General features: G+C 31.9%; 17 protein-coding genes. All 17 read right to left on the bottom strand.

Going from position 1 to position 16,926, the window contains the following annotated elements:
• Window positions 1-35: 35 nt before the first annotated feature.
• The 17 genes from ACFQ1O_RS03640 to ACFQ1O_RS03560 all read right to left on the bottom strand — a co-directional run bounded on the left by ACFQ1O_RS03640 (window position 36) and on the right by ACFQ1O_RS03560 (window position 16,922).
• Window positions 36-365 (bottom strand): 2Fe-2S iron-sulfur cluster-binding protein, encoded by a 330-nt coding sequence (locus ACFQ1O_RS03640; RefSeq protein ID WP_377713446.1) that lies wholly within the window; start codon window positions 363-365, stop codon window positions 36-38.
• Window positions 365-1,417 (bottom strand): NAD(P)/FAD-dependent oxidoreductase, encoded by a 1,053-nt coding sequence (locus ACFQ1O_RS03635; RefSeq protein WP_377713444.1) that lies wholly within the window; start codon window positions 1,415-1,417, stop codon window positions 365-367. Before ACFQ1O_RS03635 ends, ACFQ1O_RS03640 begins: the two co-directional genes overlap by 1 nt.
• Before the next feature lie 14 nt (window positions 1,418-1,431).
• Entirely contained in the window at window positions 1,432-2,346 is a 915-nt protein-coding gene (locus ACFQ1O_RS03630; RefSeq protein WP_377713442.1) for a 3-deoxy-7-phosphoheptulonate synthase, read from the bottom strand.
• 263 nt (window positions 2,347-2,609) lie between these two features.
• The gene (locus tag ACFQ1O_RS03625) at window positions 2,610-3,740 is read right to left on the bottom strand and encodes an FAD-dependent monooxygenase (RefSeq protein ID WP_377713440.1); all 1,131 of its coding nucleotides are present in this window, start codon (window positions 3,738-3,740) and stop codon (window positions 2,610-2,612) included.
• Window positions 3,741-3,792: 52 nt separating this feature from the next.
• On the bottom strand, window positions 3,793-4,356 hold the full coding sequence (locus tag ACFQ1O_RS03620) for an anthranilate synthase component II (protein ID WP_377713438.1): 564 nt from the start codon (window positions 4,354-4,356) through the stop codon (window positions 3,793-3,795).
• Between the two features lie 10 nt (window positions 4,357-4,366).
• Window positions 4,367-5,758 (bottom strand): anthranilate synthase component I family protein, encoded by a 1,392-nt coding sequence (locus ACFQ1O_RS03615; protein ID WP_377713436.1) that lies wholly within the window; start codon window positions 5,756-5,758, stop codon window positions 4,367-4,369.
• 3 nt (window positions 5,759-5,761) lie between these two features.
• The gene (locus ACFQ1O_RS03610; protein WP_377713434.1) at window positions 5,762-6,460 is read right to left on the bottom strand and encodes a 4'-phosphopantetheinyl transferase family protein; all 699 of its coding nucleotides are present in this window, start codon (window positions 6,458-6,460) and stop codon (window positions 5,762-5,764) included.
• A 13-nt stretch (window positions 6,461-6,473) separates the two neighbouring features.
• Entirely contained in the window at window positions 6,474-7,766 is a 1,293-nt protein-coding gene (locus ACFQ1O_RS03605; protein WP_377713432.1) for a hypothetical protein, read from the bottom strand.
• A complete protein-coding gene (locus ACFQ1O_RS03600) occupies window positions 7,735-8,532 on the bottom strand; it encodes an outer membrane lipoprotein-sorting protein (RefSeq protein WP_377713430.1) in 798 nt (265 codons plus the stop codon). Before ACFQ1O_RS03600 ends, ACFQ1O_RS03605 begins: the two co-directional genes overlap by 32 nt.
• Window positions 8,533-8,558: 26 nt before the next feature.
• Window positions 8,559-10,922 carry an efflux RND transporter permease subunit gene (locus tag ACFQ1O_RS03595; RefSeq protein WP_377713428.1) on the bottom strand — a complete coding sequence of 788 codons (2,364 nt, stop codon included), beginning with the start codon at window positions 10,920-10,922 and terminating at the stop codon, window positions 8,559-8,561.
• A gap of 10 nt (window positions 10,923-10,932) precedes the next feature.
• Window positions 10,933-11,442 (bottom strand): hypothetical protein, encoded by a 510-nt coding sequence (locus tag ACFQ1O_RS03590; RefSeq protein WP_377713426.1) that lies wholly within the window; start codon window positions 11,440-11,442, stop codon window positions 10,933-10,935.
• Window positions 11,442-12,539 carry a beta-ketoacyl synthase N-terminal-like domain-containing protein gene (locus ACFQ1O_RS03585; RefSeq protein ID WP_377713424.1) on the bottom strand — a complete coding sequence of 366 codons (1,098 nt, stop codon included), beginning with the start codon at window positions 12,537-12,539 and terminating at the stop codon, window positions 11,442-11,444. The genes ACFQ1O_RS03590 and ACFQ1O_RS03585 overlap by 1 nt, the downstream gene beginning before the upstream one ends.
• A 15-nt stretch (window positions 12,540-12,554) precedes the next feature.
• On the bottom strand, window positions 12,555-13,784 hold the full coding sequence (locus tag ACFQ1O_RS03580) for a beta-ketoacyl-[acyl-carrier-protein] synthase family protein (RefSeq protein WP_377713422.1): 1,230 nt from the start codon (window positions 13,782-13,784) through the stop codon (window positions 12,555-12,557).
• A gap of 38 nt (window positions 13,785-13,822) precedes the next feature.
• Window positions 13,823-14,572 carry a 3-oxoacyl-ACP reductase gene (locus ACFQ1O_RS03575; RefSeq protein WP_377713420.1) on the bottom strand — a complete coding sequence of 250 codons (750 nt, stop codon included), beginning with the start codon at window positions 14,570-14,572 and terminating at the stop codon, window positions 13,823-13,825.
• 160 nt (window positions 14,573-14,732) lie between these two features.
• Window positions 14,733-15,596 carry an MBL fold metallo-hydrolase gene (locus tag ACFQ1O_RS03570; protein WP_377713418.1) on the bottom strand — a complete coding sequence of 288 codons (864 nt, stop codon included), beginning with the start codon at window positions 15,594-15,596 and terminating at the stop codon, window positions 14,733-14,735.
• The gene (locus ACFQ1O_RS03565; RefSeq protein WP_377713416.1) at window positions 15,596-16,582 is read right to left on the bottom strand and encodes a beta-ketoacyl-ACP synthase 3; all 987 of its coding nucleotides are present in this window, start codon (window positions 16,580-16,582) and stop codon (window positions 15,596-15,598) included. Before ACFQ1O_RS03565 ends, ACFQ1O_RS03570 begins: the two co-directional genes overlap by 1 nt.
• A 1-nt stretch (window position 16,583) precedes the next feature.
• A complete protein-coding gene (locus ACFQ1O_RS03560; protein WP_377713414.1) occupies window positions 16,584-16,922 on the bottom strand; it encodes an SCP2 sterol-binding domain-containing protein in 339 nt (112 codons plus the stop codon).
• Window positions 16,923-16,926 lie beyond the last annotated feature (4 nt).

Here is a 16,926-nt window from a genome sequence, read left to right as displayed (position 1 = left end):
GGCACTACTTAAATTGTAATAATAAATTGTGAAATTTATTGAGGAGCTATCTCTAACTGTAGCCCTTCTAATTCAGAAGTAACAGGAATCTGACAGCTTAAACGACTATTATCTTTTACATAAAATGCTTCAGAAAGCATCATGTCTTCATCTAAGTTTTTCTCGTTTAATAGTTCTTCATTGCTAATATAACACTGGCATGAAGCACACATGGCCATTCCGCCACACACTCCAATAGTTCCTTCTGGCACTAACTCATAAGAACGAATAACTTCCATAATATTCATTCCCATATCTGTAGGTGCTTCAATACTATGCTTTACTCCTTCTCTATCTATAATGGTTAAAGTAATATCTAAACTCACTAGACAATTGCTTTAATTGTTGGCTTTGGTGCTTGTTTATTTGTTCCATCAAAACCACTTACTCCACTAACAGTTGTGTATTTCATAACATATTTTTTATCAGGAAAAATACGTTGATAGGCACTTTGACACATAAGCGTAGCTTCATGGAAACCACAAAGGATAAGTTTTAATTTTCCAGGATAAGTGTTTACATCTCCAATAGCATAGATTCCTGGAACATTAGTTTGATAATCGAATGTATCTACTTTAATAGCATTCTTTTCAATCTCTAATCCCCAGTTAGCAATAGGCCCTAATTTAGGGGCTAACCCAAATAATGGTATAAAATGATCTGTCTCTATATATACAGATTCTCCATCTGTTTTAGTTACCTCTAATCCATATAACTGTTCAGAACCAAATAAGGCTGTTACCTCTCCAGGAGTTATTAACTGAATCTTTCCTTCATTTTTTAACTCTTGAACTTTCTCTACTGAATCTAAAGCTCCTCTAAATTCATTTCTTCTATGAACTAAAGTTACTTCACTAGCTACGTTTGCTAAAAAGATGCTCCAATCTAATGCAGAATCTCCTCCTCCAGCAATAACTACTTTTTTATCTCTATATACTTCTGGATCTCTTATAATATAAGCTACTCCTTTATCTTCAAAACTCGAAATATTTTGGATAGGCGGCCTTCTTGGTTCAAAACTTCCTAATCCACCAGCAATAGCAACAACTGGTGCCGTATGCTGAGTACCTCTATTTGTAGTAACAATAAAATTTCCGTCTTCTAGTTTCTCTATTGTTTCTGCTCTTTCTCCTAAAGTAAACCCTGGCTCAAAAGATTTTATTTGCTCCATTAAATTGTCTACCAAATCTCCAGCAAGTACTTCTGGAAATCCAGGTATATCATAAATAGGTTTCTTAGGATAAATTTCTGCACACTGACCTCCGGCTTGAGGCAATGCATCTATTAGGTGGCACTTTAATTTTAATAGACCGGCTTCAAAAACAGTGAATAATCCTGTTGGCCCAGCTCCTATTATAAGAATATCTGTTTTAATCATTGCTTTATATTACTTTAAACAAAAGATGAGATCCTTTGTTCTTCCTTTATTAATCCTATTTGTTCTTTTAAGTCTCTTTTCTTTAAGAACACATCTCCTAGTTGATCTTTTAATGTGTCTATTCTAAAGTCTAATTCTAATAGCTTTTCTATAGAAGGATCTAAGCTTAATTCTCCTTCTCTATACAGTAAATGATCTAACATTGCTAATAAGACTTCTGGTAAAACTTGTTGCTTTGCATCACTCCATGCCTTATCTGGATTGTTATGTGTTTCTATGATTAATCCGTCAAAATTTAAAGACAGTGCTGTTCTAGAAAGATCGAAAACTAAATTACGGTCTCCGGCAACGTGAGATGGATCGAAGATTATGGGTAAGTCTGGAAATTCTCTTCTTAATCCTAAAGGTATTTCCCAGATAGGGGCATTTCTATATTTAATCTTCTCATAACTAGAAAATCCTCTATGAATTGCTCCTAATTTTTTGATGTTCTGTCCGCTAAAACGTTCTATTGCACCCATCCATAATGATAAGTCTGGATTAATTGGGTTCTTTATTAAAATTCTATTTTCTATTCCATTACATGCATTAGCTATTTCTTGAACTGTAAATGGGGACACTGTAGTTCTTGAACCTATCCAAAGTACATCTACATCATTCTTTAATGCTAATTCTACATGCTTAGGGTTTGCTACCTCAACTGCTGTTTCTAAACCTGTTTCATCTTTTACTCTCTTTAACCAAGAAAGCCCCTTCTCTCCTATTCCTTCAAAATTTCCTGGCCTTGTTCTTGGCTTCCATATTCCTGCACGAAAGACATCTACGTTAGTTTCTTTTAAGCTATGTGCTATGCTTAATACCTGTTCTTCAGATTCAGCACTACAAGGACCTGCAATAACATAAGGCTTCCCTGTTTTAATTTTTTTCATACGCTCCACAATGATTGAATTTATATGGTTAATTTTTTACTAATATTCATTCAGATAAATACTAACTCAATTTAAAATTTGAGTAGCAACTATATCTATAAATAAATTAATGTGAGGTTTACAGGTGTTCTTTAAACACCTAGAATATTAAGTAGCCTTTATAATTGGGGTTTATAGTTTAAACTTATATAAGTAAATGCTAATTATGTTAATTGAACAACATAATTGCTATAATTGGGGTGACAAACTAAAATACTATTATACTATACTGTAGCTATTTTAAATAGTTTTTCTGATTGCTTCTTTCTCATAACTTCTGGTGAATTTTTAAGCATAAAATTCACACATTTAGCTAAAAACGGATTTTTAACATGAGCCATTTTACCTATGTGCCAACTTGTTTTTACTAATGATTGAGCTTTTGCAATTCTTAACTTTTGATACTTTTTAAACGCCTCTTGAAGTGGATATTTCTCTAAACACTCACTCAACACATAAGCATCCTCTATTGCTTGACAAGCTCCTTGTCCTAAATTAGGAGTCATCGCATGGGCTGCGTCTCCTAGCAGACAGACATTTCCAGTTGCCCAACTAGAGATTGGTTTTAAATCTGAAACTTCATCTGTATGTATTTGATCTACTGGTGTAAGCCCTATCAACTCACCTACTATTGGATGAAACTTATTAAATTTTTCTTTTAATTGATCTTTTTGGTGCTCGTCTATACTATTATTAAAAGTAGTTAGGGCATACCAATACACTTTATCTTTTGCTATTTGAACAAAACCAAAGCGTAAATTATTATACCATGCTTCTTTTAATTCTCCTATTAAATCTTGAGGCAATTCATACTTAACAACTCCTCTCCAACAAACCTGTTTAGCTTTCCTTATCTGAAATTTAGGGAAGAACTCTTTTCTAACTACAGAGTGAATACCATCTGCACCTATTATTGCTTGTGAAGATGCTGTTGTACCATCGTCAAATTTTAAAGTATATGGATGTTCTTTATTTATTTGAACCAGTCTTTTCCCTAATTTTAATTTACTTGTGTCTATATGCTTTAAAAGCATTTGCTGTAAAACTCCTCTATGAACTGCAACATTCTTCACTTGATATTTTTGCTCAAAATAAGAAAGGTCTACTTTAGAAACTGTTTTTAATGATGCTTCAGTTATATTTAAACTACTAATATGATTCCCTAATGCTTCTAGCTCTTCTCTAAGTCCTAGTTTTTGAAATACCTGCATCGCATTATTAGCCATAATTATACCAGTTCCAGCTAGCTTTATCGTCTCTGCGCTTTCATAAATAGTATAATCTATTCCTTTTTGCTCTAAAGCGACTGCTGTAGTTAATCCTCCTATTCCTGCGCCTAAAATATCTATTTTCATTCCCTATTATTGATGGCTATAATAGAATAACCATTATACTTATGATGTTCTCTTATTTGATCCAGTTTTCTAACATTTTCTTTCCCTCCGGTGTTAAAACAGATTCTGGATGAAACTGTACTCCCCTAACATCTAAACTCTTATGCTGAATAGACATTATATTTCCATTTTCATCAAAAGAGGTAGCTTCTAAACACTCTGGAAGGTTATTTTCTACAACCCAAGAATGATATCTCCCTACAGTAAATTCTTTTGGAAGGCCGTTAAACAACAACTCATCTTTTTTGTTTTGAATTATGTTAGTTGCAATACCATGATAAGGTTGTTCTAGATTTATTAGTTTCGCTCCGAAAACTTCACCTATAGCTTGTTGCCCTAAACACACTCCTAAAATACTTTTACTCGGTGCATATCTAGCTATTATTTCTTTTAACAAACCTGCTTCATCTGGAACACCTGGACCAGGAGACAACAGTATTTTTTCGTAATCTTCAACTTCTTCTAAAGTTATTTGATTATTTCTCTTAACTACAGTCTCACAACCTAATTCTTCTAAAAAATGAACTAAGTTGTATACAAAAGAATCGTAATTATCTATAACTAAAACTTTCTTCATCTCTCTATTTTTATACTTCATTAGCATACTCAAGAGCTTTAACTAATGCTCCCGACTTGTTATACACCTCATTCAACTCGCTTTCTTCCGAAGAGCTAATTACTATACCTGCTCCTGCTTGCCAATTTAAGTGTTGATCTTTACTTAAAAATGTTCTTATCATTATAGCATGGTTAAAGTTACCCTCAAAATCTATATAACCAATTGCTCCACCGTAAAAATCTCTATTATTTGGTTCATATTTCTCAATTAGCTCCATTGCTTTATACTTTGGTGCTCCACTTAACGTTCCGGCTGGAAAAGTATCTGCTACTAATTGTAATGTGTTTATCTCATCATTCTTCTTACCTGTAACTTTACTAACTAAATGAATTACATGAGAAAAATATTGAATCTCCTTATATATTTCTACATTAACATCTTTTGCATTTCTACTTAGATCGTTTCTAGCTAAATCAACTAACATTACATGCTCGGCATTCTCCTTAGCATCATTATATAATTTATTGGCTAATTCTCTATCTTTTTCATCACTACCGCTTCTTCTATATGTTCCTGCTATAGGATGTATTTCTGCAATATTATTTTCTACGATTAATTGTGCTTCTGGAGAACAACCAAAGATTTTAAAGTCATGGTGATCATAAAAAAACATATATGGAGACGGGTTAATTTCTTTTAAGACTTTATATACTTTTAATTCATCTCCTTCAAACTTTTGCATAAAACGCTTAGACAATACCAATTGAAAGACATCTCCTCTTAAACAATGTTCTTTAGCTTTAGCTACCATTTCTTTAAAGTCTTCATCTGCAACATTAGACTGTACATCACCAACTTTTTTGAAAGACACTCTAGCTTCTGTTCTATATTGTAAAATAGTCTCTATTAAACTAAAGTCCACTATATAATCTTCTGAATAGATTAGCAAATAAGTTTCTTTCTTTAAATGATCTATAACTATAATGTTCTTATATACATTATAAAATATATCTGGAATATTTAATCCGTCTTTCTTTGTAAGCTCTATTGTTTCAAAATAACGAACAGCATCATAAGACATATAACCAAATAAGCCATTATTTATAAAATCATGCTCGTGTTTCCCTACTTTAAAACTAGCAGCAAAGTCTTTTATACAATTTACAACATTATCTTCTTTTTCTAATAAAGTCTCTTCTGCTTCTCTATTAGGGAATTTCTTTATTACGGTTTTATCTTGAATCTTTAAAGACGCTATAGGATCAAAACATATATATGATATATGTTGCTTCTTTTTTGTGTCATTAGCTTCAAAAAGAACGCTATTCTTATAAATTGTTCTGAATTTATTAAACGCTACTATAGGATCTTCTATAGTCTTATCTAACTTCTTCAATGATAAGTTTAATTGATATGTCATAATCTATAAAAAATGATGCAAAATATTGTTGTTATACTGAGGTTTTATTGTCTTTAATTCCTTTAGGTTTCTTTCCCTAAAGACTACTTTACTTTTTTTGTTAGAAACACAACTAACCCAATAGTTTTCTGCTAACTCTGAGGTATTAAAATACCAGTCATCTCCTTTATAATTGACTTTATTATCAAGACAATTAATTTTCTTAAGACTATTCTTAGTATAAATTCCTGTCCCAATAGCTTTATAAAAGGCCTCCTTTCTAGTCCAAATCTTTAAAAATGCTTCAGCCTTTTTCTTTTGCTTATAAATTTCTTCTTGCTCTTCTAAAGCAAAATAACTTGAGAGGTCTTCTAATGAATTAACTGCTCTATTTTTCTCTATATCTAATCCTATTTCTATTGGCTCATTACATGATGATATTGCTAATGCTACATACTTTCCTCCATGCGATATATTAAATGCTGGAGAGTCTTCTAAATAGAGTTTACCTGTATGTTTTAGAGAAAAAGTTAGTTTATCTAACTCTTTACTAGAAAACTCAAGGCTATTCATATATAGTAAAGCTCTACCCAGCAAACTAGTTTTTTTAGTTATTAAATTACCCTTAACTCTTCTCTGAAAATTATCTGGGAGAACTTCACATATAAAATCAATATCTTCTTTAGACACTCTTGTTATGTCTATAAAGTCTACGTGTATCACTTCTCTTTTATCCTTAGAAGAACCAACCTATTTGCAATCCGTAATAGGTATTAAAGTTATTAATGTATAATGGGTCTGTTTGTGCTATACTTCCAGAGGAAAAACTCATTTTCCCTGACACTTTAAATTCGCTAAAGATTCTTCTTGAAATATCCATATCGAAAAAATGATAGGATACATCTTTGCTAGAAAAAACCTTAGCCCTAAATGTTGTATCATTAATGTCCCCTAGATTAAATGTGTATAACGTTATAAAGTTATTTCCGAAAGGTAAATTCTTTCTTATTCTATATTTATCATGGACATACTCTACACTAATATTCATTGTAGAAGCCCCTTGATAAAGTTTAGAAATATCATAACCTAAAGCTATATGTAATCCAAAGAAATTTTCGTTATTACGATATGTTTGATTAATAAATTCAGAGGTGAAAGTTAAACCTTTATATAACGTTTGCCATTCTAAACTCCATTGAGACATGGTAAGATATAACTCTGAGAACTCTCGCTTTGATGGTTGAAAAACAAAATCTGGATTCTTATTATATCCATAAAAATATCCTAATACAACTTCATTGTTTTCTTTCTTTGCTCCCACCCTTACAGAAACATTAGGCAAGAACTCCTTACTGTTATGATCGTATTGCGGATTGTTCCCATCAATAGGAAAAGGCACTAATAACAACCTACTATCTCCTGCATTAAAGTTTACTTTTCTAAAATAAGGCATAACATATAGCTCTGCACTTATCTTCTTATATATGTATTTAAAATCTATACTTGGTTGCCCTAATTTTTCAAAAGACAAAATAGATTCTTTAATGTCCATTCTATTCATAATATCTACCAGAGAAAATCCTGTAAATTTCCCTAAGGTAAATAGTCTCATACCTGCATTTATAGTTAAATTTTTATTCCAATAAGACACATATAAATTACGCATGTCTGCATGTGTTCTATAGCTGTCTATTGCATCTAATCTAATATGAGGCTGAGCAACAAATTTAAATTTGCCTTTAACGTATTTAAATTCTCCTGTAATTAATGTAGAAAGTTGATGTGACAACTGACTTTCTTTAAAAGGTTCTTTATTAAAATAATTATAATCTAAAGCTATATTCCCTCTTAAATAGGTTTTCCCTTTTTTCTTTTTCTCACTATTCGTGTCTTGAGAAAACCCTAAAAATAATGATAATAAAAGCAAGCAAGAACTCAGAAGTCTTGACTTGCTTTTGATTAATCGAACCAAACGGAACGACCCTTCTTGAATACTATTATTCAACATTTGCAATATTTTCGGAATCAAAGAATGATGCTTCAAATGCTACATCAAACTGGAAATTACTACGCTTTAAAGTTGTTGTTCTTTTGTTCTTTACATTAATAACTTTAGCTGTTGTTAATAGCCAAGAACCTCCTTTAAATTGTTCCCATACTATCTCTTGATTCTTAAAGTACTGTCCTTTTCTATTATAATATTTAAGAAAAGCAGGTAAGAAACCATCTTTGGTTACATGAATATCTACATATTTATAGCCTGAGTATTTGTTTATAGGATAACTTCTTATTACATGACATTCTTTACCATTAAATGATTTAGATTCTAAATATTCAAACTTGTATTTAAACAGGTTCATTATTCCTAAGTCTTCATTAGCAAATTCACTACCCATAAATGCTCCTGACTTATTCTCATTAGCAATACGTTTTGTAGCATTGATTCCTGGAATATAGATCCATTGATCATCACTCTTAGACATAAAAGAATGAATTAAAGATTTCATTCCTTTTACATCTTTTGGAGTATTAAATTTCATTAATGAATATTCTTTTTCCCTGTTAACTTCTTTGTTAAAAGAAACCATTTGTCTAGTATAAGACTTTCCGTTTCCTCTAGTTAAAATCATTTCAACATCAGTTTTATAATCTGAATGACCTAAAATAGTATTTTGAACTTTCTCCATTATTTTATCAGCATCTACTTTAGTTTCTTTTACTTTATTAAAACTAATTAATACTGCTGTCAAACATAATAATGCAAACTGTACAGTTCTCTTTGTAAATTGTTTCATTGGTAAATTGTATTTAAAACGACTTTCTAAGCCACTAATTTTTTATTCTTGGAGTTTGGTTGTAATGCTTTTACCTCTTGTTTATAGCGCTTTTTGTCTACCAGTAAGATTAAACACGGTAAGAACAACAAATCAAAAAGCAATGCAAATGCTATAGTTATAGCACTCATTAATCCCATACTAGAGTTTAATGCAAATGGAGAAAGCATTAAAATTCCAAAACCAGAAATTAGTATAATACTTGTATTCATTAAAGAAGGCCCAACTGTTTCTAACGTTTTAAGAACGGCTTGCTTAGTTGTACTATCGTTATTTCTTTTAATATCTAAGTATTTCACCAAGAAGTGAATTGTATCGTCTACTATTATACCAAGTGTTATTGAAGTAACAAAAGTTAGTGCCATACCAACCTTTCCTACTAATAATCCCCATATACCAAAGGCTATTAGACCTGGCATTATGTTTGGTATTAAGCTTAGCATTCCAAACTTTAAAGACTTAGTTGAAAGAATTATTAAAAATGTAATGAACAGAATTGCTATTAAAAATCCTTTTACCATAAAATTCACATTATTTTCTGTCATATGGTTTACTATAACCGAATTACTTGTTCCCTGAAACCACATTTCTTTAGGTGAATTATCTACTAACCATTGGTTAGCTGCATTCTCTAACTTTTTCAAATCTTTAGTATACAGATTTTCAAAAGACACTCTAAACCTTGAAGCAGACTTATCTAAATTAACCATATTGTTAATGTCTCTTCCAATTGGTAGGTTCATTTCATAGAGCAATAAATACTGACTAATTAATTTTTTATCCTCTGGAATACGATAATATTCAGGATTATCATTATTCATTGTTCTATTAATGGTTCTTATTGTTTCTGTAAAAGCACTAACGTCTATTACTTTATCTTGACTTAAAAACCAATTTTCAAATTCTTCTACCTTTTTTAAATAAGCTGGATCTGTAACTCCTTGCTCTGTACCTGTTCCTAAGGAAAATTCCATAGAATAGATACCTGTAAGGTTGTCTACAGTAAACTTGGTATCTTTAATGATCTTCATGTCCTGATCGAAATAATCTAAGAACATATCATTAATTTCATTCTTAACAACAAATGCAGACAATCCTAAGAAAACAATAGTTACTACAACCAACACTTGCTTAGGTTGTCTTATTAAAAAGACTCCTAATTTTTTAAATCCGCGTTGTACCATTGTAGATTTTGCTTTTACTAATGGTTTGAATCCAATAATTGCGAGTAATGCTGGAAGGAACATTAATGAGAATACAAAACCACAAAACACTCCTATAGATACAATATTTCCTAACTCTCTAAATGGAGGAATATCACTAAAGTTCATACTAAGAAAGCCAACTATTGTAGTTACAGATGTTACAAAGATTGGTTTTGCATTTATAATGATACTATCTTTAAGGGCTTGCTTTCGCTCTACACCTAATCTAATTTGCTGAGATAAGGTGGTTAGTAAGTGTACACAATCTGCAATTACAATGGTCATAATCATTGTGGGTGAAATTGCAGTTAAATTGTTTACATTAAATCCTAAAAAACCAAAAACACCTAAGGATATAGCTATAGAACAGATAATTACTATAAGAGTTCCTATTGTTCCAGATACAGACCTAAAAGCAACAAATAACATTATTAGAATTACTAGGTACATTAAAGGCATTAATGTTTGCATGTCTTTTCCTGCAATCTCAGCAAATGTATTATCTATAATTACTGTACCTGTAGGCCTTAAGCTAACCTCATCAGTTTTATATTTTTGAACTGTGCTCTTTATAAATTCAACAACCTCTGGACCTTCACTCATTGCATCTACCTTAGGAAATTTTATGGTTACAAAAATTCCTGCAACGTGACCAGACTTAGAAACTAAACGGTCTATTAACTGCTTTTCATTTAAAGCAATACTCTTTATTCGTTCTACTTCTTTAACACTGTATTCAGACGCATCCTCTACAAGGTTGCTTACCTTTAGAAAATCTCCATCTACTTCTGTATGTTGAAAATTACTTAGGGCATCTACTCTACTTGCATAAGGAGTTAACCATAATTCATCGGTTAGATTTTCAATAAGGTTTAGGCTCTTCTTGGTAAAAACATTTCCATCCTTAGGTTCTACTACTATAAGAACATTGTCTGTCTTCTCATATTCATCATGAATTAAGTGTAGTCCTTTTAATTGCGGATTATCTTCAGAGAAATAGATATCTATATCTCCTTCTATTTGTAAATATTTTGCACCATAACCTAGGCCTATCACAAGAAACAATCCAAACAACACAATGAACCATTTCCTACGAAGTACCCAGTCTGCAAATCTTTCTAAAAATTTAAGATTTTGTTTGCTCATACATTTAAAATTATAAAGCAACAGCCTCTGTCTGTGGTGTTAATTGTTTTTTATCTGCCATTGCTACTGTAACAGTACCTTTAGCAAATAATGTATCCCCATTATAAGCTTTTACTTTTAAACATGAAGCAGCTCCCATAGTCCAATCTAACTCTCCATGTAAATACACTAATGTTCCAGGAACAACAGGAGCAAAGAATTTTACTTTATAACCTCCAAATACTCCTACTCTCGCAGCATCAATATCATAATTAATAGGCTTCCCAACTTCCCAATCTTGAGTACTTAACTCTACTAATAAACCACAGGCCTGACCCATAGCCTCTGTTAATAATACTCCTGGAAAAATTGGGAGTTCTGGAAAGTGTCCTTGAAATGCTGGCTCACCTATCCCAACTGCTTTAATAGCTGTAATAGACTTTCCTTTTTCGTAACCAATTACTTGATCTACTAACTGAAAAGGGTATCTATGAGGTAATAATTTTTGTATTTGATAGTTTTGAATTAGTGCCTTTTCCATTAGTTATATTTTCTAATTAGTGTTAATACTGCATAACCAGTTTTATCTATTGTTGCAACAATTACATTTTTAGGAGTAGCTGCTACTGCATCTATTTGAATTTCTCCGTCATTAAACTGACCTCTTACATCTTTTAATTGCTCATTGAACAATCCTGTTGTATATAAAATACTTGCTAAACCTCCTGCATTATCTCCATTTCCATAGATCATTTCTGGGAAGAATAAGCTTGGTGTTTCTCCTAATTGAGAAGCTATTTCTGAAGATAGTGTTGTCCCACTAATATTGTGAGCTCCAGAACCAACCATAATCATGTCTATATCTTCAACAGTGAATTGATTGTTGTTTAATAACTCTTGAATTAATGTTGCCATTAAATTCTCTCTAGACTGATCTTTATATGTTTGACCAGAAATTACTCCAGCTATAACACCATAAATTTCTTGACCATTTTCTAAAGCAGTTTCTACTCTCTCTAAAGCAATTGAAGCTCCATATTCATTAGCTATAGGCAATTTTGTTTTTCTCTTTTCACCTTCTCTAATTGCTTCATGGTATTTAGAAATTGTTTCTGTAGAACATACAATAGCACAATCTACAACACCGTCTTTTAAGTGCATAGATGCTACATCTATTGCTTGAATAGCACTACAAGTCCCTCCATTAATTGAAAAGTTAGGACCTGTTATCTTTGATTGAATTGCCATTTGAGATGCTGCTGCATTGGCTATGGTATTAGGAGTACTCATAGGGCTAACTAATTCTGGCCCATCATGCTTAGCTACTAGATCAAAAACGAAACCGTCTTCTATATTAGATAATTCTGTTCCGTCATAAAGGCCTACTCTTTCTTTACTTAACTCTACAACATTTTTAACCTTATTTTGATTGATACATTGAAAAGCCAGGTTGCAATACATTTTAGTTGCCTTACTAAAATATCTTAACCCCCTCTTTCCTAGAAAACCATCTGGATCATAAGTTTCCATTTTTGTTGTAGGTAGGTTTTGATCTACCTTATTATAAAATGTTTCTTTTCCGCTTCCTAATGAAGAAACATATCCTAATCCTACTATTGCGATATCTTTGTTATTCATTTTTTCTGATTATGACTAGTTATATTGACTAAAAATTAAACTACAGATGTTACCTCCAAAAGCAAATGAGTTACTCATAACATTGGTTACTTCGGCAGATTTTACTTCCTTATTATTTAAGTCTATAGAAATAGGGAAAGACTCATCTACTTTTTCAGTATTCTTTGTACTTGGAATAATTTGTTCTTGTAGTGATAACACCGCAGAAATTCCTTCAAAAGCACTAGCAGCACCCATACAATGTCCAATAACTGATTTTAAACTGTGAATAGGAATATTAGTTAATTTCTCTCCAAAGACCTTATACATTGCATTGACCTCATGAGAATCATTAGCCTTAGTTCCTGTACCATGAGCACTGATATAGCTAATATCATCTATAGATAATCCACTATTTGACAACGCTTTTTTCATAGCTAAAGCAGCTCCGTTTCCAGCAGGGTCTGGTGCAGTTGGGTGATGAGCATCACAACTTAATCCATAACCAGAAATTTCTCCATAGATCTTAGCTCCTCTTTCTAAAGCGTGCTCTAATTCTTCTAAGACCATAATTCCAGCTCCTTCTCCAACAACCATTCCTGTTCTATCCTCAGCAAAAGGTTTAATCTCTTCTTTTGTCATAGCTCCCAGCCTATAGAAAATTGTATAACAAGATCTTGTAAATGGATCTGATCCTCCAGCTAACATTACTTTAGAACGTCCTTCTTTGATCATTGAAAAAGCTGTTCCGAAAGCATAATTTCCTGCCGTACAAGCAGTAGGAATAACCATGTTTGTACCTCCTAGGTTACATAATTTTGCTACTGTAGAACTCATTTCTATTGGTCTAAAATATGCTAACATATTTTTAGCATCTTCAGAAAGTTCTTCTTCTTCATCTTGAACATTGTACGTGTCTATTGTACGCTCAACGATATCTTCTGTACCATTTGTTGTCCCTAAGATGATTCCATATCTATTTGGATAATCAATTTTCTCTGGAAGTCCAGCATCTTTTAATGCCATTTGCGACGCTTTATAAGCATACTCTACAGACTTACTATAAGGAGACACATCTTCCTCGCATGTTAAAACATCTTCACCCATAACCTCAGCAGATAACGAGTTTCCTTTAAACCTGTCTTTGTCTAATTTAGTTAACGGACGAATTCCTGTATTTTTTTCTTTTACGTTTTTCCAAAACTCTTGGATATTAGATCCTATTGGACTAACAACACCTAAACCGGTGATTACTACTCTTTTCATAATGTTTTTATTTGAAATTGAATTTTAAATAAGGTAAGTTATGCTGTCAATCCTCCGTCTATAACTAAAGTATGACCCGTAATATAATTGCTAGATGGAGATGCTAAGAACTCTACTGCTTCTGCAACTTCTTCAGACTCTCCCATACGCTTCATTGGAACCATGCTATTGATTTTCTTCTTTGCAGGTTCTGGCATCGCATCTACCATTTCTGTTGCTATAAACCCTGGAGCAACTGCGTTAACTTGTACTCCAAACGACGCGAATTCTCTAGCTAAAGTTTTCGTTAGTGAAATAATGGCTGCCTTAGAGCTAGCATAGTTTGCTTGACCTTGACTTCCTTTTAATCCTGATACTGAAGAGATATTAATTATTTTCCCCTCTCCTCTTCTTATTACCTTATTTCCAAAAGCCTTAGTCATATTAAAAACACCGTTTAGGTTCGTGTCTATAACATCACTCCAGTCTTCTGGTTGCATTCTAAAAAAGGCCCCATCCTTAGTAATTCCAGCGTTATTTACTAAACCGTAAATCTCACCCATATCCTCCTCTATTTGAGGAATTAATTGCTCAATTTCATTGTAATTTTTAACATCTAGTTTGTAACACTTAACTCTTGAAGTGTCATTTCCTAAAGTCGAAATTATTTCTTCTGCAGATTCTTGATTGCTATTATATGTAAAAGCAACTTTTGCTCCAGATTCGTAAAACTTTTCTACAATTGCTTTACCTATTCCTTTACTTCCTCCTGTTATTAGAAATAATTTATTTGTTAGGTCATTTTTCATGATATAATTAATTTTAAAATAGTTAGTCAACCAGAAAAGATTTAATAGATGAATACAAGCTATAGACCATAAAGAGATTTTCCTCTTTGGCTTTTACAACTTTTATCTTGTTTATACTTCTAAACTTTTACTGGATGTGTATAATCTTTTGTAGTAATTGCTAATAATTAGTAATAAAGTCTACTAATCTTTTCATACTTAGATAGTGCAGATTCTCTGGAACGAACTCTTGACTATTGTATGCGTATTTTTGATGTAATAATTGTACAACCGCTTCTTTTTCTAACTTTTTTAGATTTTGCTGTACATCTTCTATAATTCTATGCGTACTTTCTGTACTGTAATGAAAAGCTTCTTTAGCTATTATACCAGACAAGCACTCACTATGTCCTAGTGCAATAGTTTTGGGTTCTGTAGATTTTAACAGATCTATGCTATTTAAATAATCTGAAATACTAGAGAATGCCAATGGAAACCATTCTTTAGGCGAGAAATATTCTCCCAGAGCGTCTGATGCAAAAAGTCTACCACTATACTCTTCAAATAATGCTATTGAACAGTCACTATGTCCTGGAGTTGGAATGACATTAAAGATTAAGTCTGCTGCACATTTTATTTTCTCATTAGCTTTTAAAGTTCTAATAGGAATTTCTTTTAACGCAATTGTTTTCAACCCCTCTAATTCTTTCTTATTATCTTTTAAAGTAATAACATTACTATTAAGACTTTCTATTACTTGAATACTCTTGTCCTTACTTAAGTTAATACAAGATTTTTCTCCTGCATATACTTGAACCTCTGGTAAGTTAGGGTATAAATAACCTAATAATCCGCAATGATCATAATGTGTATGAAGAATTATCCAATGCTTAATATCATTTACATTATCTACAATAGCAGAAAGTCTGTTTTTAACCATTAGATATTGAGCACTAATTCCTCCTTCAATTAATGTCCAATTCCCTTTTTCTCCGATTAAATAAACGGGATTATCAAAACTCCCTACGTTATATAACTTTGCCATTAATTTTGATATAATGCAGCTCCCCAAGTAGCTCCAGATCCGTATCCAACAATTAAATACAAACCTCCTTCTTTAAGTTTACCTTCTTCTCTAGCCATTGCTAAAGTAACTGGTAAAGACCCTGAAGCCATATTACCTAAGGCTTCTACATTAAGTACTATTTTGTCTAAAGGTAAATTTAATTCTTCAATTACTTTATCTAGTATTCTCATATTTGGTTGATGAGGAATCACTAAATCAATATCATCTATAGTGAGATTATGTTTTTCTAATATGTCTTTAGATATTTTAACGAATGAAGACAATGCATGTTGAAACATATCTTTTCCATTCATTCTAAAATAAGGTGTTCCTTGAGTAAACTCTGGATTTGCACTTCCTGGTCCTTCTGTCCATAATAATTTAAAGTAATCACCATCTGCTTGGATAATGATATCCTTAAAACCTTTATTATCTTCTTTTTCTTCTCTTCCAACAATAACAGCTCCTGCACCGTCTCCAAGAAGAATAGATAAATTACGACCATCGTCTGAGTAATCCATACGCTTAGAAAGTACTTCTCCACAAACTATCATTATATTCTTATGCTTCCCAGATTGAATATACTGTTGTGCTATATCTAAACCATAAATTAAACCAGTACATTGAGCTCTAATATCAAAAACAGGTATATGGTTAAACTTAAACTTAGACTGTAACAAACAAGCTTGAGACGGATCATGATGATCTGGACTTAGCGTATTTACAATAAGCATATCTATATCAGATGCTTGTAAATTTGCATCTGCTAAAGCACTAGCCATTGCCGGTACTGTTATATCTGATAAACTTTGATTAGTATCTACATGCTTTCTAGTTAAAACCCCTGTTCTATTCTCTATGAATTCTACAGTAGAATTTAACCTAGAAACTATCTCTAAGTTATCTATATTATTATTTGGCAAACAGTAACCTGTACCTTTTATGACAACATTATGAGTCTTCATATTAAATAAATATTTTACTTAATTTCTGACCTAGAGACATGCTTCCTTTTACCATTAATTTCTTGGTAAGAATGGCTATAATATCTTTTAATTCTTTGTTAACTAACTTTAAATAAGTATCTGTACTACAGATTACAGTAACGTTTGGTTTTTCATGCTTACCTTCAATGATCTCAAAAGTTCCATTATCTATTATTACATGAAAAAAACGGTCTGGTTCACTTAACTGCCATTGATAAACTGCTTGTAAATCTTGACAGTTTTGTGGATTAAAACGTTCTGGCATAGATGCTATTACTTCATCTACTGTATTTAATTTTTTAAAAGTTGTTGCGCTCATAATA

The organism is Pseudofulvibacter geojedonensis, assembly GCF_042675745.1.
Taxonomy (GTDB): domain Bacteria; phylum Bacteroidota; class Bacteroidia; order Flavobacteriales; family Flavobacteriaceae; genus Pseudofulvibacter; species Pseudofulvibacter geojedonensis.
The sequence above is the reverse complement of the archived record's forward strand: the minus strand, read 5'-3'. Positions and strand labels throughout refer to the sequence as shown.